Here is a 24,104-nt window from a genome sequence, read left to right on the forward strand (position 1 = left end):
GCTGGTGCTGACTCGGCAAGCTCGTTCTTTGTTACTAACTGGAGGCCTTTTTTGTTTAGCGCCATTGCGCGGATATTCCGCACGCCGGACCTTCGTAAGAAGATCGGGTTCACCCTGGGCATCGTCGCCCTGTTCCGTCTGGGCTCGTTCATCCCCGCCCCGTTCGTGGACTTCGGCAACGTGCAAGCCTGTCTTGCAGCGAACCAGGGAACGAGCGGCCTCTACGAGCTCGTGAACCTGTTCAGTGGTGGCGCCCTGCTGCAGCTGTCAGTCTTCGCGCTGGGGATCATGCCGTACATCACGGCCTCCATCATCGTGCAGCTGCTGCGCGTGGTGATCCCACACTTCGAGACCCTCTACAAGGAGGGTGCGGCGGGCCAGTCCAAGCTCACGCAGTACACCCGGTACCTCACTATCGCCCTGGGCATCCTGCAGTCGACCACGTTGATCACGGTGGCCCGCAGCGGCGCCCTGTTCGGCACCTCGGCCTCCTCCGAGTGCTCCCAGCTGCTCACCAACGACGCCTGGTACGCCATCATGCTGATGGTCATCACCATGACCGCCGGTACCGGCGTGATCATGTGGATGGGTGAGATGATCACCGAGCGCGGCATCGGCAACGGAATGTCGCTGCTGATCTTCACGTCGATCGCTGCCCAGTTCCCCAACTCGCTGATCTCCATCGCCCAGCAGAAGGGCATCGAGATCTTCCTGGTCGTCCTCGCGATCGGCCTCGTGGTCGTAGCGGGTGTGGTCTTCGTCGAACAGTCGCAGCGCCGCATCCCGGTGCAGTACGCCAAGCGCATGGTGGGTCGCCGCACCTACGGCGGCAACAACACCTACATCCCGATCAAGGTGAACATGGCCGGCGTTGTGCCCGTCATCTTCGCGTCGTCGCTGCTGTACCTGCCGGCCCTGATCGCCCAGTTCAACCAGCCCGCCGCCGGCGAGACGCCGCAGGCCTGGGTCACCTGGGTCACCAACAACCTCACCCAGGGCAGCCACCCGCTGTACATGGCGTTCTACTTCCTGCTCATCGTGGGCTTCACCTACTTCTACGTCGCGATCACCTTCAACCCCGAAGAGGTCGCCGACAACATGAAGAAGTACGGCGGCTTCATCCCCGGCATCCGTGCCGGCCGGCCCACCGCCGAGTACCTCGACTACGTGCTCACCCGCGTGACTCTGCCCGGTGCTCTCTACCTCGGCCTCATCGCGCTGATCCCGCTGATCGCGTTCTCGCTGATCGGCGCCGACCAGAACTTCCCGTTCGGTGGCGCCAGCCTCCTGATCATCGTCGGCGTCGGCCTGGAGACGGTCAAGCAGATCGACTCCCAGCTGCAACAGCGCCACTACGAAGGGCTCCTGCGATGACCCGTCTTCTCGTGATCGGACCCCCCGGGGCCGGCAAGGGCACTCAGGCCGTGCGCCTGGCCGAAGCGTTCGGCATTCCCGCCATCTCCACCGGCGACATCTTCCGTCACAACGTGAAGACCGAAACCGAGTTGGGCCTGAAGGTCAAGGCGTTCATCGAGGCCGGCAAGTATGTGCCCGACTCCCTGACCAACGAGATCGTCGCCGACCGCCTTCAGGAGCCGGATGCCCGTGGCGGCTTCCTGCTCGACGGCTACCCGCGCACCACCGACCAGGTGCTCGAGCTCGACCGCCTGCTCGACGCCGAAGGTACCTCGCTCGACGCCGTGGTGCAGATCGTCGCGGACACCGACGAGGTCGTCGCCCGGCTGCTCAAGCGGGCCGCCGAGCAGGGCCGCGCGGATGACACCGCCGAGGTCATCCGGCACCGTCTCGACGTCTACGAAGAGCAGACCGCACCGCTCATCGACCTGTACGACAAGCGCGGCGTCGTGGTCACCATCGACGGCCTCGGTGCCGTCGACCAGGTCACCGACCGCATCGTGGCCGCGCTGGCCGAACGCGGTCTGCACGCCGTCGGTCCCACCGACGCCGTGGCGGCATCCGTCTAGATTTGCTGTGATGGGGCGTCGGCTTCGGTCGGCGCCCTTTCGTTTTTCACCCGGGCGCTTTCCGGCGCCGGCTCCGCACGACGACTTAGTTTGCAGGTATGACCGTGGCCCTTCGCCGCTCCATCTACAAGTCCCCGGCGCAGATGCGCCTGATGCTGGCCCCCGGCCTGGCGACCGCTGCGTCGCTCGTGGCGGCGCGGGAAGCCATGCAGGTGGGAGTCACTACCCTCGAGCTGGATGCCGCCGCTGAGGCGGCCATCGTGGCGCTGGGCGGCCAGCCCAACTTCAAGCTCGAGCAGGGCTACTTCCACACGGTGTGCGCCTCGGTGAACGACGACGTGGTGCACGGCATCCCCAATGGTCGGGTGCTCGGTGCCGGCGATATCGTGTCAATCGACAGTGGCGCGATCATCGACGGCTGGAACGGCGACGCGGCATTCACCTTCGTGCTGCCGGACCCGTCGCGGCCCGAGCTCGTCGCCGAGCGCGAGGAACTCTCGCGGGTGACCGAGCAGTCGCTCTGGCACGGCATCGCCCGCCTGGCCGAGGCGCGGCACCTCAACGAGGTCGGCGAGGCCATCGAGGACTACATCGAATCGCAAGGCAGCTACGGGATCCTCACCGACTACGTGGGCCACGGCATCGGCAAGTCGATGCACGAGGCACCGCCGGTGTTCAACTACCGGGTGCGCCAGAAGGGCCCGGACGTGAAGCCCGGCCTGGTCGTGGCGATCGAGCCGATGGTGGTGCTCGGCGACATCGAGACCTTCACCCGCGACGACGACTGGACCGTCGCGACCAGCGACGGCAAGGCCGCCGCGCACTGGGAGCACAGCGTCGCCGTGCACAAAGACGGCATCTGGGTGCTCACCGCCGAAGACGGCGGTGCGGCGGGCCTGGCCCAGTTCGGCATCACCCCGACGCCCCTGGCCTAAGCGGCCGTCGCCCGCCCGGCCGCAACAGTTGCCGGTGCGGACGATTGCGCCCGGTGTGCCGGGACCATTCGTCCGATTTGGGACCAGTTGGGTGCGGGAGCGGGACGCGCCGGGCTAGGCGTCCATGACGTGGACCAGCTCGTCGATGAAGGACGCGAAGTCGACGGAGCGTTTGATCAGGCGCTGCACCTCGAGGCGGTCGGAGAAGACCTCCACGAACTGGTCGAAGACCGCCTGGAAGGTGCTGCGGCCGGCGGCACTGAAGGCGATCAGCGCGACCACGTTCACCCGGTTGTCGCCCCAGTCCATCGGGGCGTCGTTGATCACGATGGCGATCGAGGTCTGCTGGGCGCTCATCGCCATGGCGTGCGGCACGGCGAGGTTATCGGTGAACGCGGTGGATGACATCAGCTCCCGCTCGATGGCGCCGTCCACGTAGCTCTGATCGATGATGCCCCGCGCCATCATGCGCTCGCCCAGCGCGGTGATCATCGCGGTCTCGTCGGGGGCGTAGAAGTTGCGCGAGAACAAAGACTCGTCGAAGAACTGCAGCAGGTCGTCCTTCAGGCGCGCGCGCCGGCGCATCCGTCGCACCCGGCTGGCCTGCTGGCGGATGCGGTCGATGTCGTTCTGAGTGAGGAACGGCTGGATCACGATGACCCCGTCGGCGTGCAACTGCGGGTCGATGGTGGTGAGCACCAGATCGGCGTCGAGAGCGTCCCAGTCCACATCGGAACGGGTGATCACCGCGACGACCTCGAGGTCGTCGCCGAGCACCCGTTCGATGCGTTCGCGCAGCAGCACGTGCATGTCGTAGTAGTTGGGGCACACTATCGCGCAGGTCACCAGCTCCACCCGGCGCACCTGCTGCTCGAGATGCGCGCCCACGTGCATGGCGATGTAGGCGATCTCGTCGTCGTTGATCACGATCTGCTCGGCGCGCTGCAGTTGGCTGGCGATGTACACGGCCAGCTCGTAGATCAGCGGGTACGAGGTCTTGATCGACCGGGTGAGCGGGTTGCGGGAGTAGGACTTGTCGTGTGCCCGGTTGATCAGGTTGCGCACGTGCAGGGTCAGCCGCACGATGAAGTCGTCGTCGTCGAGGTCGACGAGGTACTCCCGGCTGGCCCGGTCCACGATGGCGCGCATCATCGCGAGCTCCTCCGGCCGCACGTAGCTTTCGATGAGGGTCTCGGCCGGCTGGTCGTGGCCGGGGGTGATCACCCGGGTGGTCAGCAGGAACGCCAGATAGGCGAGGTCACCGCTGCCCAGGCGCACGTCGAAGTGCTTCGTGATCAGGCCGGACAACGAGGTGGCGAGCTCCGACGGCGGTTCGGCGACGGCGGGGGCGGGGGAGAGGTGCTTGGTGACCCTGTCGATCGCGATGGCCACGTGCAGCAACACGTTGTTGATGCCGTACTCGTTGACGAAATATCCCTGGCCGTCGAGCAGCTCGATGAGGTCGGTCTTGAACGCGCCCAGGCTGTCGGCGCCGGCCTGCCCGGAGGTGAACTCGCGCTGGATGGTCTCCAGGTCGATCATGCCGCGGGCGCTCTCCTCGCGGAACATCCGGCTGAGCAGCCGGCGCCGGTCGGTCTCCGATCCGGTGAGGGTGACCACGCTGCCGTGCCGCACCAGGGTCAGGCCACTGTCGGGCAGCATCAGCCGCACCCGGGCCAGGTCGGCTTCCACCGTGGAGTCGCTGACGAAGTTCTCGGCGGCCAGCTCGTAGACGTCCAGCCCGTCGGGCGATTCGGTGAGCCGACGCACCAGGCTGGACAGCCGTTGCTGCGGGGTGTCCGCGTCCGTTTCGCGCGGCTTGGACCGGTGCTGGGCGGTGAAGCTGGCGAACTCGTCGCGGTTGAGCCTGTAGCCGGCGGTGCCGGATTCGATGACGGTGAGCGGATGCGCGGCCGCCTTCACCGCCGTGACATAGCTGCGCACACTGCGCGGGGTAACGCCCAGGCGGTCAGCAAGTTCGCCTGCCGTGATCCAGCTGGATGTCTGGGACAGGAAGTCCAGCATCCGCGTCTGTTTATCACTCATCGTGCGCAACTCCATCGTCTCAAGAGTAGTCAAGCAGAGTGCGAGCCCGGCACGGTAGGACCCCGACGTGTTTCCGCACCCTGCGGAAAAGGGTCTGGTGGCGCCGCAAGTCCGAAGAGAGGACAGTAAGTGTTGAATTCAAAGATCGATGAAAGGAAAGAATCAATGAAGATTCTCATCGTGTGTGGTGCCGGAGCGTCCAGCGCATTCGTGGCGCACAGGCTGCGGGTCACCGGCAAGGAACGCGGGCTCACCCTCGCGGTCGTCGCCGGTAGCGAAGGGGACCTACCGTCCTCGCTCGACACCATTGACGTACTCCTGGTCGGTCCCCACCTCGCACCCCGCTTCGAGCGCATCAGCGCCCAGGCGAAAGAGCGCGGCGTGGGCGTGGCACTGCTGCCCGACTCGGTGTTCTCGGCGCGTGACGGCGTCGTGGCACTTGATCTGGCCGTAGATGCCGAACACGAGCGGTCGTGGGTCTGACTTCGCCGGTCACCCGCACCGTTCCATCCGTTTTTTGTTGTGCCGGCCGCCGCCGGCTGCCCGCACGAAGCCGGGACCTCGACTGAGGCCCCGGTGACACTCCCGCACGTTGGAAAGGCAGGCGCGACACATGGTCGAACGCACCGTACGGATCGGATCGACGCACGGGCTGCACGCGCGCCCCGCGAAACTCTTCACGAAGGCCGCCGCCGCCGCGGGAGCCCCGGTCACCCTGCAGAAGGGCGACGGCAAGCCGGTCAATGCCGCCAGCATCCTCGGCGTCATCTCGCTGGGCATCAACCACGGTGACAGCGTCACCCTCGCCACCGACGGCGACAACGCCGACACCGTGCTCGACGGCCTCGTCGAGCTCCTCCTCACCGACCACGACGCCTAGGCGGGACGCGCACATGATTGAGCTGCAGGGCATCGGGATCGGCCAGGGCGTCGCCATCGGCCGGGTCCTGCGCATGCCCGCACCGTTGCCGGAGCCTGTCGGCACCCGCAGCACCCTCGACCCGGATGCCGAACTGGCCCGGGCGACCGCGTCGATGCACACCGTCGCCGAAGACCTCGAAGCCCGGGGCGAACGCGCCGGCGGCACCGCCCAGGAGGTGCTCGAGGCCCAGGCCATGATGGCCGAGGACCCCACCCTTCTCGAGGAGGTCACCGCCCGGCTGCACAAGCACCAGACCGCCGAACGCGCCGTGTTCGAGGCCTTCGCCGTCTTCCGCGACCAGATGCTGGTCCTCGGCGGCTACCTCGGTGAGCGCGCCGCCGACCTCGACGACGTGGCCCAGCGGGTCATCGCGGACCTCGGCGGCCTGCCCGCACCGGGTGTGCCGGACCCCGAAGACCCCTTCGTGCTCGTCGCCCACGACCTCGCCCCCGCCGACACGGCCCTGCTCGACCTCGACAAGGTGCTCGGCCTGATCACCATCGACGGTGGACCCACCTCGCACACCGCCATCCTGGCCCGGGAGAAGTCGATCACCGCGATCGTGGGCACCCACGCCGCCGCGCAGCTCGCCGACGGCGACGAGGTCATCATCGACGCCGCCAACGGCATCGTGCTCGTGGCCCCCACCGCGAAGCAGCTCGCAGAGGCCCGCGCCCGCATCGCCGCCCGCGAAGCCCGCGCGCTGGCCCCGATCGGCCCCGGCCGGCTCAAGGACGGCACGCCGGTGCCGCTGCGGGCCAACCTCGGTTCGGCGGATGGCGCCGCCAAGGCTGTCGCCCTCGGCGCCGAAGGTGTGGGCCTGTTCCGCACCGAGTTCCTCTTCCTCGACTCCACCTCCGCGCCCACAGTGACGCAACAGCGTGAGCAGTACGAGCGGATGCTGCGCGCCTTCCCCGGCCAGAAGGTCGTGGTGCGGGCGCTCGACGCCGGCGCCGACAAGCCCCTGGCGTTCCTCAACGACGCCGCCGAGGAGAACCCCGCCCTGGGCCTGCGCGGCCTGCGTGCCCTTCGTGCCAGCGAGGACATCCTGCGGGAGCAGCTCACCGCCCTCGCCGAAGCCGACGCGGCCACCGACGCGGACCTCTGGGTGATGGCGCCGATGGTGTCCACCGTGGAAGAGACCGTGTACTTCACCGCCCTCGCCCACGAGCTGGGCCTGAAGACCGCCGGGGTCATGGTCGAGGTGCCGAGCGCGGCACTGCTGGCCAACCACATCCTGGCGCACGCCGACTTCGCCTCCATCGGCACCAATGACCTGACCCAGTACACGCTGGCGGCGGACCGGATGCTCGGCAGCGTCGCCGCGTTCCAGGACCCGTGGCACCCCGCGGTGCTTCGCCTGGTGGGCGAGGTCGGCGCCGCCGGCGCGAGCCTGGGCAAGCCCGTCGGTGTCTGCGGCGAGGCCGCGGCCGACCCGCTGCTGGCCGTGGTGCTCGTGGGCCTCGGCGCCACCACCCTGTCGATGTCGGCGTCAGCTCTCGCCGACGTTCGGTCCTCCCTGGCCGACTTCACACTCGAGCAGGCCCGGCACCTCGCCGACGCCGCTCTGTCCGCCGATGGCGCAGCATCCGCTCGCACCGCGGCAACCGCAATCGCACACAGCTACACCAGCACCGCCCCCACCGGCACGGGCCCTACCGTGCTTGCAACCCCCGAGAGAGGTACACAGAAATGACAACGACGTCTGTCACCGAGAAGAAGGGCGCGAGGGTCCACGTACAGGCCTTCGGCACCTTCCTGAGCGGCATGATCATGCCCAACATCGCGGCGTTCATCGCGTGGGGCATCATCACCGCCTTCTTCATCCCCACCGGCTGGACCCCGAACGAGACCCTGGTCACGCTCGTGGACCCGATGATCTTGTACCTACTGCCGTTGCTGATCGCCAACACCGGTGGCCGGATGGTCTACGGCACCCGCGGTGGAGTGATCGCCTCGATCGCCACCATGGGTGTCATCGTGGGCAGCTCGATCCCGATGTTCATCGGCGCCATGATCGTCGGCCCGCTGTCCGCATGGATCCTGATGAAGGTCGACAAGATCTGGGCCGGCAAGATCCGCCCCGGCTTCGAGATGCTGGTGGACAACTTCTCCGCCGGTATCCTCGGCTTCGCCCTGGCGCTGGGTGCGTTCTTCGGAATCGCCCCGCTGGTCACCGGCCTGAGCGCCTTCCTCGAGACCATCGTGGACTGGCTCATCGTCAACGGCCTGCTGCCGATCGCGTCGATCTTCATCGAACCGGGCAAGATCCTCTTCCTCAACAACGCCATCAACCACGGTGTGCTCACCCCCATCGGTGTGCAGCAGGTCCAGGAGTCCGGCAAGTCCATCCTGTTCCTGCTCGAGGCGAACCCCGGCCCGGGCCTCGGCATCCTGCTCGCGTTCTCGTTCTTCGGCGTCGGCCTGGCCCGCGCGAGTGCACCCGGCGCGATCATCATCCAGTTCCTCGGTGGCATCCACGAGATCTACTTCCCGTATGTGCTGATGAAGCCGATGATGGTGCTCGCCGCCATCGGTGGCGGCATGACCGGTGTTGCCGTGAACGTCGCTTTCCAGACCGGCCTTCGCGCCCCCGCCTCGCCCGGCAGCATCATCGCCGTGCTGGCGCAGACCCCGGCAACCGACTTCATCGGCGTCATCCTCTCGGTCATCGCCTCAGCCGGTGTCTCGTTCGCGATCGGTGGTGTCATCCTCCGCGCCAGCCGCAAGAAGGACCTCGCCGCTGAGAACGACAACGAACTGGCCGCCGCTATCGCCAAGACCGAAGCCAACAAGGGCAAGTCCAGCTCGATCCTGGGCAACCTCGGCGCCACGGCCACGACCGGCACCGCAGTGAAGAACATCGTCTTCGCCTGCGACGCCGGCATGGGCTCCAGCGCCATGGGCGCCTCGGTGCTGCGCAACAAGATCAAGAAGGCCGGCATCGAAGGGGTCACGGTGACCAACCAGGCCATCGCGAACCTCGACGGCACCGCCGACCTCGTGATCACCCACCAGGACCTGACGGACCGGGCCCGCGGCAAGAGCCCCAAGTCGGTTCACGTGTCGGTGGACAACTTCATGAACAGCCCGAAGTACGACGAGGTCGTGCAGTCCCTGCAGGGCAGCGACAAAGGAGTGACCAAGTAATGACCCAGAGCATTCTGGAACCGCAGAACGTGGTGGCCGCGGGTGCGGCCACCACGCGGGACGAGGCCATCCGTGAGGCCGGTGCCCTGTTGGTCGCCGCCGGAGCGGTGAAGCAGGAGTACGTCGACTCGATGTTCGAGCGCGAAAACTCCGTCTCGACCTACATGGGCAACTTCCTGGCGATCCCGCACGGCACCAACGACGCGAAGGAGTCGATCGTGCGATCGGCACTCTCGCTGGTGCGGTACGCGGAGCCGATCGATTGGGACGGCCAGCCCGTCAAGTTCGCGGTCGGCATCGCCGGCCTGAACAACGAACACCTGGAGATCCTCTCCAAGATCGCCGTCGTCTTCTCCGACGAGGACGAAGTACAGAAACTGATCGACGCTGGTTCGCAGGACGAGATCTTCGCCCTGCTCGAGGAGGTAAACGCAGAATGAAAGCCATTCACTTCGGCGCGGGCAACATCGGCCGCGGCTTCGTAGGTCTCCTGCTCCATGAGGCCGGTTATGAGGTTGTCTTCGCCGATGTGAATGGCCCTCTCATCGAGGCGCTGCAGCAGGCGCCGTCCTACACCGTGCACGAGGCGGGGGAGACCCCCACCGACAAGGTGGTCGACAACTTCCGCGCCCTCAACAGCGCCACTTCCGAGGCCGATCTCATCAACGAGATCGCCACGGCGGATGCTGTCACCACCGCTGTGGGTCCCACCGTGCTACGGTTCGTGGCCCCGGTCATCGCGGCGGGCCTGGCCCGCCGCGATGCCGGGTTGCCCCCGCTGGCCGTGATGGCCTGCGAGAACGCGATCAACGCCACCGATGTGCTCGCCGAGCAGGTCTGGGCGAACGTGCCAGAGGGTGACCGCGCGGCCCTGAAAGGCCGGGTGGCCTTCGCCAACACCGCCGTGGACCGCATCGTCCCCGGCCAATCGAAGGATGCCGGCATCGACGTCACCGTCGAGGCCTTCTACGAGTGGGTCATCGAAAGCCCCGCGTTCGGCTCCGCCCCGCCATCGATTCCCGGCGCCACGTTCGTGGAGGACCTCGCGCCCTACATTGAGCGCAAACTCTTCACCGTGAACACCGGACACGCCACCGTCGCCTACCTCGGCACCCAGGCCGGCGTCTCCAAGCTCTCCGACGCGCTTCTGGTGCCTTCGGTCGCGGATGGTGCCCGCCGGGTGCTCGAGGAGACCAGCGCCCTCCTGGTGGCCAAGCACGGCCTCGACGAGGCCACCCAGCGCGCCTACCGCCAGAAGATCCTCGGCCGGTTCGCGAACCCGTCGCTGCCGGACACCGTCGAACGAGTCGGCCGTCAGCCGCTGCGCAAGCTCAGCCGGCACGAGCGTTTCATCGGCCCGGCCGCCGAGATCGCCGAACGGGGCACCCGTCCCGTGGCGCTGCTGGAGGCGATTGCCGCGGCCCTCCGCTTCGACGTCGCAGACGACGAGCAGAGTGTTGAGCTGCAGCGGATGCTCGCCACCGACTCCGCCGAGACCATCGTGGCGAACGTGTGCGGGCTTGAGGCCACGCATCCGCTCTACGCCGATGTGCTCGCGGTCGTGGCAGCGGCGACCAGATTATAGGGATGAATTGCCAAAGGGCAATCGCATAGCATAGGATAAATCCTTGGTGTCTAGCACTGCCTTTACTGGCGTGTCTGGAGGCCACAATCCCGCAAGACCAGCAACCAATACTTTAGCGATAGTGAGTTATGGCCAAAAAAGACGGTGTCATCGAGATCGAGGGCGCAGTAGTCGAAGCTCTTCCCAACGCGATGTTTCGCGTTGAGTTGACCAACGGCCACAAAGTTCTTGCCCACATTTCGGGCAAGATGCGTCAGCACTACATCCGCATCCTTCCTGAGGACCGTGTGATCGTGGAACTGAGCCCTTACGACCTGACCCGCGGTCGGATCGTATACCGCTACAAGTAAGCGTTGCTGTAAGTAACGGCCTGCGGCATTCCGTGGGTACGAAGACAGCGATTACAAGGACACACCCATGAAGGTCAAGCCCAGCGTCAAGAAGATCTGTGACAAGTGCAAGGTCATCCGCCGTAACGGCAACGTGATGGTCATCTGCGAGAACCCGCGTCACAAGCAGCGTCAGGGCTAGGTCTCGACACGCTCGACCAGCGATGGTCGTTCTCGAGATCCACGCACGACACAACTAAATACATAGCAGTGCCGGGAACCCTTCGGGGGGACACCATCGGTTGGAGGCCGATGCACAGGTGCTGCTACAGACCTCCACTCATCCCACAGGAGAAGCCACAATGGCACGTCTAGCCGGCGTAGACATTCCGCGCGATAAGCGCGTGGAAGTTGCACTTACTTACATTTTCGGTGTTGGCCGTACGAGGGCACTCAAGACCCTCGCCGACGTCGAGATCGATGGAAACATTCGCGTCAAGGACCTGACTGACGAGCAGCTCGTCCAGCTCCGCGACTACATCGAAGGAACCTTCAAGATCGAGGGTGACCTTCGCCGTGAGATCGCCGCTGACATCCGCCGCAAGGTCGAGATCGGTAGCTACGAAGGTATTCGTCACCGCAAGGGCCTGCCCGTTCGCGGCCAGCGCACCAAGACCAACGCTCGTACCCGCAAGGGCCCGAAGCGCACCGTAGCCGGCAAGAAGAAGGCGCGCTAGGCCTCGCCTAGCCCGTCACGCCTCTAGGATTCAGGAGAAATCATGGCAGCACCAAAGTCGGCCGTACGGAAGCCGCGTAAGAAAGAAAAGAAGAACATTGCTGTGGGCCAGGCCCACATCAAGAGCACCTTCAACAACACCATCGTCTCGATCACCGACACCACCGGTGCGGTCATCAGCTGGGCGTCCTCAGGTGGAGTTGGCTTCAAGGGTTCGCGCAAGTCGACCCCGTTCGCCGCTCAGCTGGCTGCAGAGTCTGCAGCTCGCCAGGCCCAGGAGCACGGCATGAAGAAGGTTGACGTCTTCGTCAAGGGACCGGGTTCAGGCCGCGAAACGGCTATCCGTTCGCTGCAGGCCGCTGGCCTCGAAGTTGGCTCGATCAACGACGTGACGCCCCAGGCCCACAACGGTTGCCGTCCCCCGAAGCGCCGCCGCGTTTAATTCCTTTCAGTGACTGGCGATTGGGCTTGTCTGGGTCGAAAGATCCGGGCAGGCTCACTCGCCGTTCACCGCGACAGGGCCGCTTCTCGCGGGCCCGTCGAGACTCACAATTTCACAACTCGCCACTAAGTGTCATATAGCGGACACTTCGCCGAAAGGAATCAATAGTGCTTATTGCACAGCGCCCCACGCTCACCGAAGAGAACATCTCGGAGTTCCGGTCCCGGTTCGTCATCGAACCCCTCGAGCCCGGCTTCGGCTACACCCTCGGTAACTCGATGCGCCGCACCCTGCTTTCCTCGATTCCCGGCGCTGCTGTCACCAGCATCCGCATCGATGGAGTGCTTCACGAATTCAGCACCGTTCCCGGGGTCAAGGAAGATGTCACCGAGATCATCCTGAACATCAAGGGCCTGGTCATCTCCAGCGAGCACGACGAGCCGATCACCGCGTACCTGCGCAAGCAGGGCTCCGGCCAGGTCACGGCCGCCGACATCTCGGCTCCGGCCGGCGTCGAGGTTCACAACCCCGAGCTCGTCATCGCGACCCTGAACGACAAGGCCAAGTTCGAACTCGAACTGACCATCGAGCGTGGCCGTGGTTACGTGTCGGCTACCCAGAACCGCAACGAGTACTCCGAGGCCGGCCAGATTCCGGTCGACTCGATCTACTCGCCGGTTCTCAAGGTGACCTACCGTGTCGAGGCAACTCGTGCCGGTGAGCGCACTGACTTCGACCGCCTCGTCGTTGACGTGGAGACCAAGTCGGCTATCTCGCCCCGCGACGCCATCGCATCCGCCGGTCGCACGCTGACCGAGCTGTTCGGTCTGGCCCGCGAACTGAACACCGCTGCTGAGGGCATTGAGATCGGCCCCGCGCCGGTCGACGCCGTCCTCTCCACCGAGCTGTCCGTGCCGATCGAAGACCTCGATCTGTCCGTGCGCTCGTACAACTGCCTCAAGCGCGAAGGCATCAACAACGTCAGCGAACTGGTCGCCCTCTCGGAGACCCAGCTGATGAACATCCGCAACTTCGGTCAGAAGTCGGTGGATGAGGTCAAGGACAAGCTCGTAGAGCTCGGCCTGTCGCTGAAGGATTCTGTGCCCGGCTTTGACGGTGCGCACTTCTACAGCGGTTACGACGAAGAAACCATCTAAGGCTCGTCGTTCCTCGACGCCTTTCGACTTTGATACTGGAGATTACCGATAATGCCTAAGCCCACTAAGGGAGCCCGTCTCGGTGGCGGACCGGCGCACGAGCGCCTCATGCTCGCGAACCTGGCTGCCGCCCTGTTCACCCACAAGTCCATCAAGACGACCGAGACGCGCGCCAAGCGCCTGCGTCCGGTTGCCGAGCGCCTGGTGACTTTCGCCAAGCGTGGCGACCTGCACGCTCGTCGTCGCGTTCTCGCGACGATCGGCGACAAGACCGTCGTGCACGAGCTCTTCACCGAGATCGCGCCCCAGGTTGCGCTGCGCGATGGCGGCTACACCCGCATCACGAAGCTCGGCTTCCGCAAGGGCGACAACGCCTCCATGGTGCAGATGGAGCTCGTTCTCGAGCCCGTTTCGCCCAAGGTGAAGTCGAACAAGGCCTCCGCAGCGAAGGCGTCCGCGCCCGTCGCCGAGGAGACCCCGGTTGAGGCTGAGACCGTTGAAGCTGAGACCGTTGAAGCCGAGACCGCTGAGGCCGACGCTGCTGACGCATCCGCTGAGGAAGCCAAGTAACACCAGCTTCACCCGCAGTACCTGAAAGGGCCCGACTTCGGTCGGGCCCTTTTTGTGTGCCCGAGGATGGTGCTGGAGGCGCCCGCTTCGGCTCGATGCACCCCCTGCGGCTGGATGCGCCCGCTATAGCGGGCGCGCTCGGCCACACGAGGTGCAGTGCGGGGGTGCCGGCGGGGCACGCAGAGGTCGATGGCGGTGTGGGTGGCTCCGCCGGCGGTACGCGGGTCAGGCGCCGCTATGCGCCTGGCGCGCCACCCGCATGGCGGCGCCTTGCCCGCATACCTCGAGAGGTCCCGCCCGCATGATTCGAGACCCCGCCCGTATGCCTCGAGGTGCGTCGCCCACATGCCTCGGATACCAGGTCGGCGCATCCGCCGCACGGCCCAACCGCCGCGGCGGGTGGGTCAGCGCACGCGGAAGGCCTGCAGGGTGTCGGCGCCGGGCGCGCGGCTCGGTGCGGCACCGGGCAGCCGTTCGAGGGCGACCGCCACCGAGTCGGCGTAGATCGCCCCGCCGGTGGGGCCGGGGTGGATGCCGTCATCGGCGAGCACGTCGACGTGCGGGGCGATCGCTGCGCTCCAGTCGGCGAGGACCACCTGGCTACGGCGCGCCGAGAACTCCGCCAGCTCCGTGTTGACCCCCGCGGTCCAGTCCCGGTCCGCGAACGCGTTCACCACGATCAGTTCGCGGGAGGGACCGATCACCCGCATGACGGCGGCGAGGTCGGCCTGGTCGACGGGACCGTTCGTGCCCAGGCCCAGCAGAACCACGGGGCGCAGGGTGCCCGCGGCACGTTGTGCGGCCAGGATTTCCGGGGCGGCGTCCATGCCGCGGGACACGGCGGCGTCGATCGTGATGCCGGGGAACTCGGCCTGCAACTCGGCCGCGGAGGCGAGCATCACGGAGTCCCCGACGGCGGTGATGTTGGACCCCCTGGTGGTTTCCGTGACCACACCTGCGGCCTGGGCGGCGGCATCCTTGGCGGCTTGTGCCTGTGCCGCCTGAGCGGCTTGGGCCAGCGCCTGCTGGCCGCGGAGCACCTCCGCCTGGGCCGTCGTGACGGTGGGCGCCGTGACCACGGATGCGCCGGTGCCCACCAGCAACATCAGCACGACGGCCGCGGCGAGAACGAGTGCCGCACGGGAGCGGTAGCGGCGGCGGGTGCCCGGCGCAGACACCCGCATGACCTTGGCGCGCAGCTGTCCGACCGCGCCACGGAGGCCCTGGCGGCGGATCGGCATCTCGAGCCACCGGTACGAGGTCGCAGCGGCCGCCACGGCCAGCACCAGGGTGAGCAATCCGGTCGCCGCGACACTCGCCGGGCCGCGGCCGAACGGCGCCACGAGCTGCACCAGCACCAGCAGCGGCCAGTGCCAGAGGTACAGGCCGTACGAGCGTTCACCGAGGTAGCGCAGCGGAGCGGTGTCGAGCATCCGCCCGAACCGGTCGCCGGCCACGCCCGCCCAGATCGCCACGGCGGTGAGCGCGCTCACCAGCAGGAGGCCGCCGCGGTAGGTGGCGGCGGCGTCTGCCGGTAGCCAGATCGCGGCGGCGATCAGGCCGGCCACCGCTGCCGCGCCCCACCAGGGCCGCATCATGGTGAGGGTCCGGCGCGCGGCCGGGGCCGCCACCGTGCCGCCCGCAGTCGCGGGCCCGAGCGGACGCAGCAGCAGGGACAGTCCGGCGCCGATCAGCAGGCCGAAACTGTGGGTGTCCGAGCCGTAGTACACCCGGGTGGGGTCGCTGCCCGGGGAGAAGCCGACGCCCATCCATACTGCCGACGCGAGGGCGAGCGCCACGACGAGGGCCAGGCGCAGGCCCGGCCGGCGGACCCTAAGCAGCAGGAGGAGCAGCAGCGGCCAGAGCAGGTAGAACTGTTCCTCCACGGCCAGCGACCAGAGGTTGCGGAGCAGCTCGGGCTGGCCGGAGCCGAAGTAGCTGGTGTTCGTGGCCATCGACACCCAGTTGTAGCTGAACGTCCCGGCGCCCAGCAGCTTCCAGCCCAGGCCAACGAGCACATCGCCGCCGAGCAGCCAGGCCGCCGTGCAGGCCACCAGCACCACCGGCACCAGCGCCGGCACCAGGCGCCGGGCCCGACGCAGCCAGAACCGCCGCGGCGAGAACCGGCCGGTGCGGTCGTGTTCGGCCACGATCAGGCCGGTGATCAGGAAACCGCTGATCACGAAGAATATGTCGACGCCGATGAAACCGCCCTGCAGCAGCGGCGGAAACAGGTGGTAGACAACGACGAGGATGACGGCGATGCCCCGGAGGCCGTCGAGGCCGCTGAGCCGGCGGCCGGCCGGAACGTCCGGGTGGCGAACGGCGACAGCTGTGGCGGGGGAGCGGGGCGCGGTGCGAAGGAGACTGGTCATAACTGTGCGGCCTGAGACGGGCCCGTCCAACGATAACCCGGCCCGGCCTCTACACTGACCTCTGTGAGTTTTCCCGAGCCCGTCGACGGCGCCCTTCCGCTGGTGCTGGCCGAGCTCAACCCGGATGGCGCCCTGGCGGCACCGTCCGATTCGATGCCGCCAGCAGGCTCCAAACGCATCCGCCTCGACGTGGGCTACGACGGAACCGACTTCTTCGGCTGGGCCAGCCAGCCCGGGTACCGCACCGTGCAGGGCCAGATCGAGGAGGGCCTCGGCGCCATCCTCAAGCGCCACCAGCCCACCCCCACCCTCGTGGTCGCCGGGCGCACGGACTCCGGTGTGCACGCGCTGGGCCAGGTGGCCCACTTCGAACTCAACCCCGATCAGGTCAACGCCCTCGTGCGGGTCAAACGGGGCAAGGCCGCACCCACGTACCCCAACGAGCTGGCCACGATGGTGCAGCGTCGCCTCGGCGGAATCCTGGTCACCCAGCCCGAAATCGTGATCCACCGCGCCAGCCTGGCCCCGGCCGGTTTCGACGCCCGCTTCTCCGCACTGTGGCGCCGCTACGAGTACCGCATCTCCGACACCGGCGCTCTGCGCGACCCGTTGCAGCGGCTGCGCACCACCTGGCACGGCTTCGCGCTCGACCTCGCCTCGATGCAGGAGGCCGCGGCCACCCTGATCGGGCTGCACGACTTCGCGACCTATTGCAAACCGCGGCCCGGAGCCACCACCATCCGTACCCTGCAGTCCTTCGAGTGGCGGCGGGACCCCGACGGGGTGCTCGTGGCCACCCTGCAGGCGGATGCGTTCTGCCATTCGATGGTGCGCGCCCTGGTGGGCGCCTGCGTGTCGGTGGGGGAGGGCAAGCTGGTGGGAACCCGACTCGTGGACCTGCGCATCGAGCGGGCCCGCACCAGCGAGTTCAAGGTGATGCAGGCGCACGGCCTGACCCTGATGGAGGTGGGCTACCCCGAGGACGCGGGGATGGCCATCCGTGCCGCGCAGACCCGCGCCCGTCGCGAGCTGCCCGAAGACGAGTGAGCTAGCACGCCCGGTATACCCGCCCGAGTTGTGCCGGGGCGTGTCGTGAACTAGTGTTGTTCCTTGGTGTCTTAGGCGTTGCAGCCAGGCACACGAACGTGAGCCCTCCATCGATCGTGTTCTCTTCGAGAACACACCCGGAGCGGGATTCACGAACACCTCCGTTCGAAAACAAGAAAGCAGCACAACAGTGACGCGCACTTACACCCCCAAGGCAAGCGAACTCCAGCACGACTGGGTCGTTATTGATGCCACCGACATCGTTCTGGGTCGGCTCGCCAGCCACGCCGCGATTCTTCTTCGCGGCAAGCACAAGGCGACCTTCTCCCCCCACATGGATGGTGGCGACTTCGTCATCATCATCAACGCCGAGAAGATTGCCCTGACCGGCAAGAAGCTCGACCTCAAGATGGCGTACCGCCACTCCGGTTACCCGGGCGGCCTCACGGCCACGAACTACTCGGAGATGCTCGAGAAGCACCCCACCCGTGCGGTAGAAAAGGCGATTCGCGGCATGCTGCCGAAGAACTCGCTCGGCCGTGCACAGCTGCTGAAGCTCAAGGTCTACGCAGGCCCCGAGCACCCGCACGCTGCGCAGCAGCCCAAGCCGTACACCCTCAGCCAGGTCGCTCAGTAGCGTCGGCCCCAGACTTCTCGATATCTAAGAAAAAAGGATTCACACCATCGTGGCGAAGATCGCAGACCAGATTGACGCAACTCCCGAGAGCTACTCCACCGAGACTCCCGCTGAAGTTGCAACCAAGGCGCCCCGCGCCGTCCTCAACGTTCCCGGCGCAGCCGTGGGCCGTCGCAAGCAGGCCATCGCCCGCGTGCGCATCGTCCCCGGCGCCGGCAAGATTGTCGTCAACGGGCGCGAGCTCGACGACTACTTCCCGAACAAGCTGCACCAGCAGCTGATCAACGACCCGTTCAAGGTCCTCGACCTCATCGGCAGCTACGACGTCATCGCCCGCATCACCGGTGGTGGCCCGTCCGGCCAGGCCGGCGCGCTGCGCCTCGGCATCGCCCGCTCGCTGAACCAGATCGACGAAGAGAACAACCGCGCCATCCTCAAGAAGGCCGGCTTCCTCAACCGTGACGCTCGCGTCAAGGAGCGCAAGAAGGCCGGACTCAAGAAGGCCCGTAAGGCGCCGCAGTTCTCGAAGCGCTAACCCGTTAGTCGAGTACACACTCATATGGCTCGACTTTTCGGCACGGACGGCGTCCGGGGCCTGGCTAACCGTGATCTCACGGCTGGCCTGGCCCTGGGCCTCGCCCAGGCGAGCGCCGTTGTGCTCACCAGCGGCCGCCGCGCAGAGGAACGACGTGCCCAAGGCCGTCGTCCCGTCGCCGTGGTCGCTCGAGACCCCCGCATTTCCGGTGAATTCATCACCTCCGCCGTTGCAGCAGGCTTGGCCAGCTCCGGCGTAGACGTGTTGGATGCCGGCGTCATCCCGACGCCCGCCGCCGCCTTCCTCATCGCCGACATCGGCGCAGACTTCGGCGTGATGATATCCGCCTCGCACAACCCGGCGCCCGACAACGGCATCAAATTCTTCAACTTCGGCGGCACCAAGCTTCCCGATGACGTCGAAGATCGCATCGAAGCGGTGCTCGACGCGGGCGATCAGCTCCTCACCCCGATTGCCGGTGACGTCGGACGCATCCGTCGCTTCGCCGACGCCGAGGACCGTTACGTCGTGCACCTGCTCGGCACCCTGCCGCACCGGCTCGACGGCATTCACGTGGTGCTCGACTGCGCCCACGGCGCGGCCGCCGGCGTGTCCCCGCAGGTCTTCACGGATGCCGGTGCCCGGGTCACCGTGATCGGCGCCGACCCCGACGGCCTCAACATCAACGACGGCGTGGGCTCCACCCACCTGGACAACCTCGCCAGAGCGGTGCTCGAGCACGGCGCCGACGTGGGCATCGCCCACGATGGTGACGCCGACCGCTGCCTGGCCGTCGACCGCGACGGCAACATCGTCGACGGCGACCAGATCATGGCGATCCTGGCCGTGTCGATGGCCGAACGCGGCGTGCTCAAGGACCGCACCCTCGTGGCGACGGTCATGAGCAACCTGGGCCTGAAGAAGGCCATGGCCGCCAACGGCATCAACATGATCGAGTCCAAGGTGGGCGACCGGTACGTGCTCGAGGAGCTCGACGCGCACGGGCTGTCGCTCGGCGGCGAGCAGAGCGGTCACGTCATCATGACCAAGTTCGCCACCACCGGCGACGGCATCCTCACCGGTCTGCACATCGTGGCCGAAATGGCCCGCACCGGAAAAACCCTCGCCGAGCTGGCCAGCGTGATGAAGGTGTTCCCGCAGATCCTCGTGAACGTTCGCGGCGTCGACCACCACGCCCTCGCCGGCGACGAGGTCATCGCGCAGGCCGTGCGCGACGCGGAAACCGAACTCGGTGATACCGGCCGGGTGCTCCTGCGCCCCTCCGGCACCGAGCCGATGGTGCGGGTCATGGTGGAAGCCGCCGACCAGCCCACCGCCGACCGTCTGGCGCACGCCCTGGCCGACGTCGTGCAGTCCCGCCTGGCGCTGCAGCCCAGCTAGTACCGCCTGTCCCGACTCTCCCGGTCGGTATCCGCATTTCGCACCCACGGCCATCCGTCGTGGCCCGTCTTGCGTCTCGCGGCACGGGTCGTGTGTCGTGGCACAGGATAAAACACGTGCCGCGAACACTAGTGCGTGCCGTGAGAACTACCGCGTGCCGCGGCGAAGGTTCGAACAGGTACCACGAAGTACAAAGTTCGCCAGGAAGCGAACGAAGCGCGGCCCAGGTAGCCGGCCCTGGGCGGTGCCCGGCCGAGGCCCGGTGGCGCTCACCATGCTCCCGCCGCTCGGATCGGTCGCGTGGCTTCGGTCGTCCGTGCGTGGTCAACTGTTCCCCGTCCAGACAATTGCGTCCGGCACACCGGCCGCAATTGTCCGTTGCGGCAACAGTTCCTGCCGCATTCCGGGCCTAGCCGGGAGCGGCGATCAGGTAGCGCACGTGACGGAGCAGGGGCGAGTCCTCGGGTAGCCGCGGGTGATCGAACTCACCCGCGATGTGCATGCCGAGCCGTTCCATCACCTTGCGCGAACGGATGTTGATGCCCGCCGTGATCGAGTTCACCTCCGCCAGGCCGAGGGTCTCGAAGCCGAACTGCAGGGCGGCAGTCGCCGCCTCGGTCGCGAGACCCTGACCCCAGGCGGATCGGGCCAGCCGCCAGCCCACCTCCACGCCGCCGGAACCCGGGACGCCCTCGAGCATCGGCGCGAGGCCGGTGAAGCCGATGAACTCGCCGGTGTCCAGGCGTTCCAGCGCCCACAGCCCGTAGCCGTGCAGGTCGAACATCGCGTCCGCCCGGCCGGCGAGGGCATCACTTTCGGCACGTCTCAGTGGAGCGGGGAAGTAGCGCATCACCTCCGCATCCGCCGTGAGCCGGGCGAACGGCTCGAGGTCGGTCTCGCGCCAGCGCCGCAGTAGAAGCCGGTCGGTGCGCACGTCGAGGTCCATCGCTCCACCGTAGCCGTGCCGCTGCCGCCCGCCGCATCCCAGCCGCGCCGTAACTGTTGCCCATCCGGACTTCTGCGTCCGGCACGCGGGACGCACCTGTCCGCTGCGGCAACAGTTCGGGCGGATGCGTGCCGACCGGGCCCAACCCGGGCTCAAACCGGGGGAGGCGCGGGCTCGTGGACACCCCCACGGCCGCGCCTACGTCGTCGCCGCCGCGGCGCCCACGCGCCGACGCCGCCGCGAATGAGCGGTCGGCGGCCTCCCGGACACAACTGTTGCCGATGCGGACTTTCGCGCCGGGTGTGCCGGGACCATTTGTCCGGACGGGGCCCAGTTGCCGGTTGGGCCGGCTGCCGAGCGCGACGGGCGCGGGGCTACGGGCAGCCGAGCACAATCAGCGCGACGCTACGGGCGGCCGAGCGCATGGGCGACAACGCCCCATGGCAGCCCACCGCGACGGCTCAGACCTTGCGGAGCAGCACCTTGTCGACGGTGTGGTCGGAGTCCTTGCGCAGCACCAGGGTGGCGCGGGAGCGGGTGGGGCGGATGTTCTGCAACAGGTTGGGTTCGTTGATGCTGCCCCAGATGGTGCGGGCGCGGGCCCGGGCCTCGTCCTCGCTGAGGGAGGCGAACCTGTGGAAGAACGACTTGGGGTTCGTGAACGCGCCGCGCTGGAGCCGCAGGAACCGCTCCTCGTACCACCGGGAGATGTCGGAGGTGCGGGCATCCACGTAGATGGTGAAGTCGAATAGGTCGCTCACCGCGAGCCCGTGGCCCGGGGCGGGCGGCTGCAACACGTTCAGGCCCTCGACGATGAGGATGTCGGGCTGACGCACGACGACCTGCGCGTCGGGCACGATGTCGTAGTTCAGGTGCGAGTAGAACGGGGCGCGCACCTCGGCGGCGCCGCTCTTGATGGCGCTGACGAAACGCAGCAGCGTGCGCCGGTCGTACGACTCCGGGAAGCCCTTGCGTTCCATCAGGCCGCGACGTGCCAGTTCGGCGTTGGGGAAGAGGAACCCGTCAGTGGTGACCAGTTCCACCCGGGGAGTGTCTTCCCAGCGGGCCAGGAGCTCCCGCAGCAGCCGGGCGATGGTGGACTTGCCCACGGCGACGGACCCGGCCACGCCGATCACGAACGGGGTGCGCTGGGCGCGTTCCCCGAGGAAGTCGCTGGTGTCGCGGTGCAGCTTGCGGGCTCCCGCGGCGTAGAGGTTGAGCAGCCGGCTCAACGGCAGGTAGACATCCGACACCTCGTTGATGTCGAGCGGTTCGCCCAGGCCGCGCAGCTGCACGACCTCGGTTTCCCGCAACGGCAACCGGGTCGAGGGTGCGAGGGATGCCCACACAGCACGGTCGAGCTCCACAAAGGGGGTGCTGTGACCGTTATTACTGGGGCTCACCACCGGCTCGGACATCTAGGCAAGCATAGTGCGACTAAAATCAGGGCCATGTGCGGAATCGTAGGATATGTCGGAGACAACAAAAGCGTCGAGGTCCTCATGGGAGGTCTCCGTCGACTCGAGTACCGGGGGTATGACTCCGCGGGGATAGCGGTGATCGACGACGCGGGTGTTCTCAACACCGCGAAGCGCGCCGGCAAGCTCGCCGTGCTCGCCGCCGAGCTCGAGGCGCACCCGATCAACAACGGGCGCACCGGAATCGGGCACACCCGGTGGGCCACCCACGGTGGTCCGACCGACCAGAACGCGCACCCGCACCTGGGTGACGACGGCAAGCTCGCCCTCATCCACAACGGCATCATCGAGAACTTCTCGCCGCTCAAGGACGAACTCCTCGCCGAGGGTTACGTCTTCGAAAGCGAAACCGACACCGAGGTGGCCGCCGTGCTGCTCGGCCGCGAATACCGCCGCCTGGGTGACCTGGGCGAAGCGTTCCGCACCGTCGTCGCGCGCCTGGACGGCGCGTTCACGCTGCTGGCCGTGCACCAGGACCAGCCCGGCGTCGTGGTCGGCGCCCGCCGTAACTCGCCGCTGGTGATCGGCCTGGGCGACGGCGAGAACTTCCTCGGCTCCGACGTCGCGGCGTTCGTGGAGTACACCCGTCGTGCCGTCGCGATCGGCCAGGACCAGATCGTGACCATCACCCCCGACCTCGTCACCGTCACCGACTTCTTCGGCGCCCCCGTCGAGGTCGAAGAATTCGACATCGCCTGGGACGCCTCCGCCAGTGAAAAGGGCGGCTGGTCCAGCTTCATGGCCAAGGAGATCTCCGAGCAGCCGGATGCCGTCACCAACACCCTGCGCGGCCGCATCCACGACGGCCAGGCCGTGGTGCCCGAGCTCGAGGCCTTCGGCGATGACGTGCTCGCCGGCATCCGCCGCATCGTGATTGTGGCCTGCGGCACGGCCGCGTACGCCGGCCAGACCGCCAAGTACGCCATCGAGAAGTGGGCGCAGGTGCCGGTGGATGTCGAACTCAGCCACGAGTTCCGCTACCGCGACCCGGTGCTCACCTCGGACACCCTGGTGATCTCGATCAGCCAGTCCGGCGAGACCATGGACACCCTGATGGCCGTGAAGTACGCCCGCGAGGCCGGCGCCAAGGCCATCTCGATCTGCAACACCCAGGGCGCCACGATTCCCCGCGAATCCGACGCCGTGATCTACACGCACGCCGGACCCGAGGTCGCCGTCGCGTCGACGAAGGGGTTCACCGGCCAGATCGCCGCGCTGTACCTCTTCGCGCTGCACCTGGCCCGGGTGCGCAACACCATGTCCCTGGAGGAGCTGGCCGCGCAGGTCGTCGAGCTGCAGGCCATCCCGGAGAAGATCGCCACCACCCTGTTGCAGGAAGACGCCGTGCGTCAGCTCGCCGTGTGGATGACCGACTCGCGCGCCGTGCTCTTCCTCGGTCGCCACGTGGGCTTCCCGATCGCGCTCGAGGGTGCGCTCAAGCTCAAGGAGCTCGCCTACATCCACGCCGAGGGCTTCGCCGCCGGTGAGCTCAAGCACGGCCCGATCGCGCTGATCGAGCCCGGCCAGCCGGTCTTCGTCGTGGTGCCGAGCCCCCGCGGGTCCGCGCACCTGCACCCCAAGGTGGTCTCCAACATCCAGGAGATCCGCGCTCGCGGCGCCCGGATCATCGCGATCGCCGAGCAGGGTGACGCCGCGGTGCTGCCGTTCGCCGACACCGTGTTCCACATCCCGCTCGCCGGCCCGCTGTTCGAGCCGCTGCTCGCCGTGGTGCCGCTGCAGATGTTCGCCATCGAGCTGGCCACCGCCAAGGGCCTCGACGTCGACCAGCCGCGCAACCTGGCGAAGTCGGTCACGGTCGAATAAGGCC

The 24,104-nt window shown here is 67.2% G+C and carries 24 protein-coding genes; 20 read left to right on the forward strand and 4 right to left on the reverse strand.

The window, feature by feature from the left end; all coding sequences use genetic code 11:
- Nucleotides 1-51 precede the first annotated feature (51 nt).
- From secY to map, 3 genes are all read left to right on the forward strand, one after another.
- Nucleotides 52-1,374 (forward strand): preprotein translocase subunit SecY, encoded by a 1,323-nt coding sequence (gene secY / locus E3O57_RS00675; protein WP_088457168.1) that lies wholly within the window; start codon nt 52-54, stop codon nt 1,372-1,374.
- Nucleotides 1,371-1,985, forward strand: a complete 615-nt coding sequence (locus E3O57_RS00680; RefSeq protein WP_088457167.1) for an adenylate kinase — start codon at nt 1,371-1,373, stop codon at nt 1,983-1,985. Before secY ends, E3O57_RS00680 begins: the two co-directional genes overlap by 4 nt.
- A gap of 98 nt (nt 1,986-2,083) precedes the next feature.
- Nucleotides 2,084-2,920: a type I methionyl aminopeptidase gene (map, locus tag E3O57_RS00685; RefSeq protein WP_241990250.1), complete on the forward strand. Its 837-nt coding sequence runs from the start codon at nt 2,084-2,086 to the stop codon at nt 2,918-2,920.
- A 114-nt stretch (nt 2,921-3,034) separates the two neighbouring features.
- On the opposite strand, the gene E3O57_RS00690 is transcribed toward map, so the two are convergent.
- Nucleotides 3,035-4,966: a BglG family transcription antiterminator gene (locus tag E3O57_RS00690; protein WP_241990251.1), complete on the reverse strand. Its 1,932-nt coding sequence runs from the start codon at nt 4,964-4,966 to the stop codon at nt 3,035-3,037.
- Between the two features lie 165 nt (nt 4,967-5,131).
- Here E3O57_RS00690 and E3O57_RS00695 point away from each other — a divergent pair, with 165 nt between their 5' ends.
- From E3O57_RS00695 to rplQ, 12 genes are all read left to right on the forward strand, one after another.
- A complete protein-coding gene (locus tag E3O57_RS00695) occupies nt 5,132-5,449 on the forward strand; it encodes a PTS sugar transporter subunit IIB (RefSeq protein ID WP_088457162.1) in 318 nt (105 codons plus the stop codon).
- Nucleotides 5,450-5,579: 130 nt separating this feature from the next.
- Nucleotides 5,580-5,846 (forward strand): HPr family phosphocarrier protein, encoded by a 267-nt coding sequence (locus E3O57_RS00700; protein WP_103478904.1) that lies wholly within the window; start codon nt 5,580-5,582, stop codon nt 5,844-5,846.
- 13 nt (nt 5,847-5,859) lie between these two features.
- On the forward strand, nt 5,860-7,584 hold the full coding sequence (ptsP, locus tag E3O57_RS00705) for a phosphoenolpyruvate--protein phosphotransferase (RefSeq protein ID WP_103478905.1): 1,725 nt from the start codon (nt 5,860-5,862) through the stop codon (nt 7,582-7,584).
- The gene (locus E3O57_RS00710; protein ID WP_103459162.1) at nt 7,581-9,038 is read left to right on the forward strand and encodes a PTS mannitol transporter subunit IICB; all 1,458 of its coding nucleotides are present in this window, start codon (nt 7,581-7,583) and stop codon (nt 9,036-9,038) included. The genes ptsP and E3O57_RS00710 overlap by 4 nt, the downstream gene beginning before the upstream one ends.
- Nucleotides 9,038-9,478: a PTS sugar transporter subunit IIA gene (locus E3O57_RS00715; RefSeq protein ID WP_088457158.1), complete on the forward strand. Its 441-nt coding sequence runs from the start codon at nt 9,038-9,040 to the stop codon at nt 9,476-9,478. Before E3O57_RS00710 ends, E3O57_RS00715 begins: the two co-directional genes overlap by 1 nt.
- A complete protein-coding gene (locus E3O57_RS00720; RefSeq protein WP_103478906.1) occupies nt 9,475-10,623 on the forward strand; it encodes a mannitol-1-phosphate 5-dehydrogenase in 1,149 nt (382 codons plus the stop codon). The genes E3O57_RS00715 and E3O57_RS00720 overlap by 4 nt, the downstream gene beginning before the upstream one ends.
- Nucleotides 10,624-10,751: 128 nt before the next feature.
- Complete coding sequence (gene infA, locus E3O57_RS00725; protein ID WP_022883252.1) at nt 10,752-10,973, forward strand: translation initiation factor IF-1; 222 nt, start codon at nt 10,752-10,754, stop codon at nt 10,971-10,973.
- Nucleotides 10,974-11,040: 67 nt separating this feature from the next.
- Nucleotides 11,041-11,154 carry a 50S ribosomal protein L36 gene (rpmJ, locus tag E3O57_RS00730; protein WP_035834639.1) on the forward strand — a complete coding sequence of 38 codons (114 nt, stop codon included), beginning with the start codon at nt 11,041-11,043 and terminating at the stop codon, nt 11,152-11,154.
- A 160-nt stretch (nt 11,155-11,314) separates the two neighbouring features.
- On the forward strand, nt 11,315-11,689 hold the full coding sequence (gene rpsM, locus E3O57_RS00735; RefSeq protein ID WP_066597575.1) for a 30S ribosomal protein S13: 375 nt from the start codon (nt 11,315-11,317) through the stop codon (nt 11,687-11,689).
- 42 nt (nt 11,690-11,731) lie between these two features.
- The gene (rpsK, locus tag E3O57_RS00740) at nt 11,732-12,130 is read left to right on the forward strand and encodes a 30S ribosomal protein S11 (protein ID WP_055821293.1); all 399 of its coding nucleotides are present in this window, start codon (nt 11,732-11,734) and stop codon (nt 12,128-12,130) included.
- A 167-nt stretch (nt 12,131-12,297) separates the two neighbouring features.
- Complete coding sequence (locus E3O57_RS00745) at nt 12,298-13,287, forward strand: DNA-directed RNA polymerase subunit alpha (RefSeq protein WP_066597571.1); 990 nt, start codon at nt 12,298-12,300, stop codon at nt 13,285-13,287.
- Nucleotides 13,288-13,338: 51 nt separating this feature from the next.
- Nucleotides 13,339-13,857, forward strand: a complete 519-nt coding sequence (gene rplQ / locus E3O57_RS00750) for a 50S ribosomal protein L17 (RefSeq protein WP_103478907.1) — start codon at nt 13,339-13,341, stop codon at nt 13,855-13,857.
- A gap of 404 nt (nt 13,858-14,261) precedes the next feature.
- On the opposite strand, the gene E3O57_RS00755 is transcribed toward rplQ, so the two are convergent.
- The gene (locus tag E3O57_RS00755; protein WP_103478908.1) at nt 14,262-16,232 is read right to left on the reverse strand and encodes an acyltransferase family protein; all 1,971 of its coding nucleotides are present in this window, start codon (nt 16,230-16,232) and stop codon (nt 14,262-14,264) included.
- Nucleotides 16,233-16,295: 63 nt separating this feature from the next.
- Here E3O57_RS00755 and E3O57_RS00760 point away from each other — a divergent pair, with 63 nt between their 5' ends.
- From E3O57_RS00760 to glmM, 4 genes are all read left to right on the forward strand, one after another.
- Nucleotides 16,296-17,279 (forward strand): tRNA pseudouridine synthase A, encoded by a 984-nt coding sequence (locus tag E3O57_RS00760; RefSeq protein WP_341476129.1) that lies wholly within the window; start codon nt 16,296-16,298, stop codon nt 17,277-17,279.
- Between the two features lie 190 nt (nt 17,280-17,469).
- Entirely contained in the window at nt 17,470-17,916 is a 447-nt protein-coding gene (gene rplM / locus E3O57_RS00765) for a 50S ribosomal protein L13 (protein ID WP_088457154.1), read from the forward strand.
- Between the two features lie 49 nt (nt 17,917-17,965).
- The gene (rpsI, locus tag E3O57_RS00770; protein ID WP_088457153.1) at nt 17,966-18,451 is read left to right on the forward strand and encodes a 30S ribosomal protein S9; all 486 of its coding nucleotides are present in this window, start codon (nt 17,966-17,968) and stop codon (nt 18,449-18,451) included.
- Between the two features lie 24 nt (nt 18,452-18,475).
- Nucleotides 18,476-19,852, forward strand: coding sequence for a phosphoglucosamine mutase (gene glmM, locus E3O57_RS00775; protein ID WP_088457152.1), 1,377 nt, complete (start codon nt 18,476-18,478; stop codon nt 19,850-19,852).
- A gap of 409 nt (nt 19,853-20,261) precedes the next feature.
- Here glmM and E3O57_RS00780 read toward each other — a convergent pair whose 3' ends face one another.
- Both E3O57_RS00780 and coaA read right to left on the reverse strand, forming a co-directional pair.
- Entirely contained in the window at nt 20,262-20,798 is a 537-nt protein-coding gene (locus E3O57_RS00780; protein ID WP_103478909.1) for a GNAT family N-acetyltransferase, read from the reverse strand.
- A 461-nt stretch (nt 20,799-21,259) separates the two neighbouring features.
- On the reverse strand, nt 21,260-22,216 hold the full coding sequence (gene coaA / locus E3O57_RS00785) for a type I pantothenate kinase (protein ID WP_088457150.1): 957 nt from the start codon (nt 22,214-22,216) through the stop codon (nt 21,260-21,262).
- A gap of 33 nt (nt 22,217-22,249) precedes the next feature.
- Between coaA and glmS the strand changes: the two genes are divergently transcribed.
- The gene (gene glmS / locus E3O57_RS00790) at nt 22,250-24,100 is read left to right on the forward strand and encodes a glutamine--fructose-6-phosphate transaminase (isomerizing) (RefSeq protein WP_103459166.1); all 1,851 of its coding nucleotides are present in this window, start codon (nt 22,250-22,252) and stop codon (nt 24,098-24,100) included.
- The last annotated feature ends 4 nt before the right edge of the window (nt 24,101-24,104 follow it).

The organism is Cryobacterium sp. TMN-39-2, assembly GCF_004402745.1.
GTDB classification, from domain to species: domain Bacteria; phylum Actinomycetota; class Actinomycetes; order Actinomycetales; family Microbacteriaceae; genus Cryobacterium; species Cryobacterium zongtaii.

Bases quoted from the DNA above. Each gene is read 5' to 3' on its own strand.
- E3O57_RS00680 (WP_088457167.1), top strand. From the start codon at position 1,371: ATGACCCGTCTTCTCGTGATCGGACCCCCCGGGGCCGGCAAGGGCACT.
- map (WP_241990250.1), top strand. From the start codon at position 2,084: ATGACCGTGGCCCTTCGCCGCTCCATCTACAAGTCCCCGGCGCAGATG.
- E3O57_RS00690 (WP_241990251.1), bottom strand. From the start codon at position 4,966: ATGAGTGATAAACAGACGCGGATGCTGGACTTCCTGTCCCAGACATCC.
- E3O57_RS00695 (WP_088457162.1), top strand. From the start codon at position 5,132: ATGAAGATTCTCATCGTGTGTGGTGCCGGAGCGTCCAGCGCATTCGTG.
- E3O57_RS00700 (WP_103478904.1), top strand. From the start codon at position 5,580: ATGGTCGAACGCACCGTACGGATCGGATCGACGCACGGGCTGCACGCG.
- ptsP (WP_103478905.1), top strand. From the start codon at position 5,860: ATGATTGAGCTGCAGGGCATCGGGATCGGCCAGGGCGTCGCCATCGGC.
- E3O57_RS00710 (WP_103459162.1), top strand. From the start codon at position 7,581: ATGACAACGACGTCTGTCACCGAGAAGAAGGGCGCGAGGGTCCACGTA.
- E3O57_RS00715 (WP_088457158.1), top strand. From the start codon at position 9,038: ATGACCCAGAGCATTCTGGAACCGCAGAACGTGGTGGCCGCGGGTGCG.
- E3O57_RS00720 (WP_103478906.1), top strand. From the start codon at position 9,475: ATGAAAGCCATTCACTTCGGCGCGGGCAACATCGGCCGCGGCTTCGTA.
- infA (WP_022883252.1), top strand. From the start codon at position 10,752: ATGGCCAAAAAAGACGGTGTCATCGAGATCGAGGGCGCAGTAGTCGAA.
- rpmJ (WP_035834639.1), top strand. From the start codon at position 11,041: ATGAAGGTCAAGCCCAGCGTCAAGAAGATCTGTGACAAGTGCAAGGTC.
- rpsM (WP_066597575.1), top strand. From the start codon at position 11,315: ATGGCACGTCTAGCCGGCGTAGACATTCCGCGCGATAAGCGCGTGGAA.
- rpsK (WP_055821293.1), top strand. From the start codon at position 11,732: ATGGCAGCACCAAAGTCGGCCGTACGGAAGCCGCGTAAGAAAGAAAAG.
- rplQ (WP_103478907.1), top strand. From the start codon at position 13,339: ATGCCTAAGCCCACTAAGGGAGCCCGTCTCGGTGGCGGACCGGCGCAC.
- E3O57_RS00755 (WP_103478908.1), bottom strand. From the start codon at position 16,232: ATGACCAGTCTCCTTCGCACCGCGCCCCGCTCCCCCGCCACAGCTGTC.
- glmM (WP_088457152.1), top strand. From the start codon at position 18,476: ATGGCTCGACTTTTCGGCACGGACGGCGTCCGGGGCCTGGCTAACCGT.
- E3O57_RS00780 (WP_103478909.1), bottom strand. From the start codon at position 20,798: ATGGACCTCGACGTGCGCACCGACCGGCTTCTACTGCGGCGCTGGCGC.
- coaA (WP_088457150.1), bottom strand. From the start codon at position 22,216: ATGTCCGAGCCGGTGGTGAGCCCCAGTAATAACGGTCACAGCACCCCC.
- glmS (WP_103459166.1), top strand. From the start codon at position 22,250: ATGTGCGGAATCGTAGGATATGTCGGAGACAACAAAAGCGTCGAGGTC.